This window comes from Kitasatospora sp. NPDC007106 (assembly GCF_040634455.1).
Lineage (GTDB): Bacteria > Actinomycetota > Actinomycetes > Streptomycetales > Streptomycetaceae > Kitasatospora > Kitasatospora arboriphila.
Window position 1 is genome coordinate 1 of record NZ_JBEYFP010000611.1, and the last position, 3630, is coordinate 3630.

General features: G+C 74.2%; 5 protein-coding genes and 1 tRNA gene. 3 read left to right on the forward strand and 3 right to left on the reverse strand.

Annotated elements, in window-relative coordinates; translation table 11 throughout:
- Positions 1 to 171 precede the first annotated feature (171 nt).
- The 3 genes from ABZ641_RS29380 to ABZ641_RS29390 form a co-directional block, all read right to left on the reverse strand.
- Entirely contained in the window at positions 172 to 753 is a 582-nt protein-coding gene (locus ABZ641_RS29380; RefSeq protein ID WP_359986602.1) for an ion channel, read from the reverse strand.
- Entirely contained in the window at positions 750 to 941 is a 192-nt protein-coding gene (locus tag ABZ641_RS29385) for a hypothetical protein (RefSeq protein ID WP_359986605.1), read from the reverse strand. The genes ABZ641_RS29380 and ABZ641_RS29385 overlap by 4 nt, the downstream gene beginning before the upstream one ends.
- A 356-nt stretch (positions 942 to 1297) precedes the next feature.
- A tRNA-Val gene (locus ABZ641_RS29390) sits at positions 1298 to 1369 on the reverse strand.
- 168 nt (positions 1370 to 1537) lie between these two features.
- Here ABZ641_RS29390 and ABZ641_RS29395 point away from each other — a divergent pair.
- From ABZ641_RS29395 to ABZ641_RS29405, 3 genes are all read left to right on the forward strand, one after another.
- Positions 1538 to 2791, forward strand: a complete 1254-nt coding sequence (locus ABZ641_RS29395; RefSeq protein WP_359986608.1) for a hypothetical protein — start codon at positions 1538 to 1540, stop codon at positions 2789 to 2791.
- 66 nt (positions 2792 to 2857) lie between these two features.
- Positions 2858 to 3400, forward strand: coding sequence for a DUF4442 domain-containing protein (locus ABZ641_RS29400; protein ID WP_344622698.1), 543 nt, complete (start codon positions 2858 to 2860; stop codon positions 3398 to 3400).
- Between the two features lie 25 nt (positions 3401 to 3425).
- Positions 3426 to 3630 (forward strand): zinc ribbon domain-containing protein (locus ABZ641_RS29405; protein ID WP_359986611.1); only part of this gene is annotated, 205 nt, incomplete at its 3' end.

A 3630-nucleotide genomic window follows, 5' to 3' on the forward strand; every position in this document is an offset into this window, starting at 1 on the left:
CGCTCCCGCCGCGCTACCGGGGCGATACGTCGATCATGAAAGCCTGGGGCGGTGGGAGTGCGCCGACGTGCCGGTGTCCCGGCCGGTGGCCGGGACACCGGCACGTCCTCCCGTCCTGACCGCGGCAGCCTCGCCCACCGTGGTCGTCGGCCTGTGGGCTCCCGGCCGCGGTCATCGTTCCTCGTTCCCGGCCTCGGGGCTCCGCGGTCCCGCCCTGCGCTGCCGGCCGCGCTGGACCGCGCCGACGATGACCTTGATGCCCAGGCCGAGGACCACCAGGTCGGCCAGCATCTGGACGGTGACGACCAGCCGCGCGGTGTCGGTCCTGGCGGTGATGTCGCCGAATCCGACGGTGGAGAACACGGTCACCGTGAAGTAGATCCCGTCGGAGTGGGACAGGGGCTCGCCGAAGCTGTCGGGGGACAGCGCGGCCAGCGCGACGTAGGTGGCGGAGAAGAGCAGCAGGAAGAACGGGACGCAGATGGACAGCGCCTCGGCGGCCCGCAGTCCCGGGTGCCGGGAGCGGACGATCGAGCGGACCTGGAGGGCGACCAGCACGATGAACCCCGCTAGTCCGACGAGGAGCATGGTGACGGTGGCCGACGTGGACGAGTGGTCCAGCGGCAGCCCGTAGTACAGGGCCCCCAGGGCGACGACCGAGCCGACCACGCGGAGCAGCGTCCAGGCGATCCTCCTGACCGAGGGCCGGCCTTGGGTCTCGCCGCCGGGCGCCGTCCCGGTGCCGGCGGTCATGACGGGCTCCGCGGTCCGGTGACCGTGCCGCAGAGGACGAAGTGGAAGACGATCAGCATGCCGGCCGCGACCGCGCACAGCAGCGACCTGCGCCGGGCGGCCCGTCGGGTCGGCGGGAACCACATCGCGAACCGCCGGAAGGCCGTGCACACGAGGATGCCGAAGGCACCACCGCGATCGGCCGGCACAGCGCCCTCGACCCGTCCCGTGCGCCGGGCACCGCGCTCAACTGCCTTCCGGCTCGGGCGTCTTACCCCCGCCGCGCCACGGGCCCGTGTCTCCCGCCCGTCCCGCGGCCTTCCCGGTGTCCTGTCCGTCGCCCGCATGGCACACCCTCCAGGGGCCGATCACCCGGTTCGGCTGCGGCCCGTCGCGCGGCGACCGCGCACGTGCTCCGGGCTGCGGCCCCGCATCCACCACCGTCGCACGACACCCGGCCCGTGTCAGGGCCGGGCGGCGGTCGGTGCGCCGCCGATGTCGGATCCGGATGCCGAAAAGCCCCGGACCGGGAAGGGTTCGGGGCTTTCGTGGTGTTCACTGCCGGTGGGCGCAGACGGTTTCGAACCGCCGACATCCGCCTTGTAAGGGCGGCGCTCTACCGCTGAGCTATGCGCCCGTGCCGCGGCACACGGGGTCCCCGGGTGCACGACGGAGGCCTAGCGTACCTGGTCCGGGGGTTGCCCGCCGCCACCGTCCGGATGGCGTCGGACGGCGGGTCCCGGGCGGTGGGGGCGATCGGGAAGAATGGGCCTGGATCAGGCGTACGAGCAGCAGGGAGCGCGTGGTGAGGGTGGCCGGCGGTGGCGGCGGGCGGGGCGGCTGGTGGCGTCGGGGCGAGGGAGCGCGGGCCGAGGCGGTGGCCGCCCGGGATGCGGCGCAGCAGACCTTCTACGAACTCGACTCGGCGCAGCGCGACGCCCAGCTCGCCCTGGAGACGATCCGTTCCGCGGAGGACAGTGCCGCGGCGGGCCGGGCGCAGGCCGATTTCCAGGCGCTGACGGGACGGATCAACGAGGTGACCGTCGGCTACCTGTCGGCGCTGGACGCGTACGACCTGGAGGATCCGGAGCTGGACTCCTCCGCGGCCGGCCGGGCCCGCCGGCAGCTGGACCAGGCCAAGCGGGACCTGGAGGCGCAGCGGTCGGAGCTGGACTCCTTCGTCCAGCGGCTGCAGCCGCTGGTGCAGCACGCGGAGTCGCAGCTGATCCGGGTGACGCCGGCGGTGGAGAAGGCCCGGCAGGCGCTGCTGGCGGCGACGACGGCGCTGGAGCATGTGCGGTCGGCCGGGCTGAAGGCGGATGACCTGGCGGCGCGGCTGGCGGAGCTCGGCCCGGAGCTGACCCGGATGAACGAGGGTGTGGCCCGGCACGGGGTGCAGGCGACCCTGCAGCGGGCGGAGGAGGTGGCGCGGCGGGCCGGGGTCGTCCGCGACCAGGCGGAGCAACTGCCGCAGCGGGCGAAGGAGATCGACCGCCGGGTGGCGAGCCTGCGGACGCGGGTGCAGGCGCTGGAGACGCGCGGGGGCACGGTGGAGCCGGCGCTGAGCGAGCTGCGGCGGCGGTTCTCGGTCTCCTGCTGGCAGGACCTGCAGCGGGTGCCGGCGCAGACGGCGGAGGCGGTGGCGACGGCCTCGCGGAAGCTGGACGAGGCAGCGCGGGCCCGCGACGAGCAGCGCTGGGCGGACGCGACCGGCGCGATCGGGACGGTGCGCGCGGTGCTGGAGACGGCGGAGGGTTCGGTGACGGCGGTCAACGACCGGCTGCGGCAGCTGAACGAGGTGTCGCACGACCCGCACAAGGAGATCGAGCGGACGCGGTTCGCCCTGCGGGACGCCCAGCGCCTGGCCATGACGGGACGTCAGACCCCGGACCCGCGGCACGCGGCGCCGCTGGACGCGGCGGTGGCACGGCTGGACCGGGCGGTCGCGGCGCTGGAGGAGGCGGGCCGGCACCCGGACTACTGGCACTTCCTGACCGAGCTGGCGGCGGTGCGGGAGACCGCGGCCGGGGTGGTGGCGATGATCCGGGGGCCGCGCTGACGGACCCGCCGAGGGCGTGACCCAGGACACATTACCGGCCAGTAACTTAGTGCTAGAGTCGCGCTCATGGCACGCAAGCGCACGCTCTCCGCAGCCACCTTCCGGCGCGGCATCAACCTCTGGCCGCCGTTCCTGTTCGCCGGCATCAAGGTGCTGGCGGTCGACGACGCCTTCCGCAGCGCGAAGGTCCGGCTGCGGCTCGGGCGGCTGAACCGCAACTGGGTCGGCACCCACTTCGGCGGCTCCATCTTCGCGATGACCGACCCGTTCTGGATGCTGCTGGTGATGCAGAACCTCGGCCCGGACTACTACGTGTGGGACAGCGCCGCGGAGATCGACTTCGTCTCCCCCGGCCGCGGCGACATCACCGCCGAGTTCGTGCTCACCGACGAGCGCCTGGCGGAGATCCGCGAGCTGACGGCCGACGGCAGCAAGGCGCTGGTCTGGTTCGACACCGAGGTGCTGGCACAGGACGGCTCGGTGGTCGCCCGGGTCCGCAAGCAGGTCTACGTCCGGCCCAAGCCGGAGCGGGCCCGGCCGGAAACCACCGGGCGGACCGGGCAGGACGAGCGGGGCGGGCGGCCCGAACCGGTCGCTACTGCCGTCTGAGCTGCCGCCTCGGTACCCTGCCGCTATGCCTCGCTACGACTTCCGCTGCCGCTCCTGCGGAGCCACCTTCGAACTCCGCCGCACGATGGCCCAGGCCAACGACCCGGCCGTCTGCCCGGAGGGCCACACCGACACGGTGAAGCTGCTCTCCACCGTCGCCGTGACCGGCACCGCGGGCGGCGCCGCCGCGGCTCCCGCCCCGAGCGGTGGCGGCGGCGGGTGCTGCGGCG

Coding starts and splice junctions, on each gene's coding strand:
- ABZ641_RS29380 (WP_359986602.1), bottom strand. CDS start 753: ATGACCGCCGGCACCGGGACGGCGCCCGGCGGCGAGACCCAAGGCCGG.
- ABZ641_RS29400 (WP_344622698.1), top strand. CDS start 2,858: ATGGCACGCAAGCGCACGCTCTCCGCAGCCACCTTCCGGCGCGGCATC.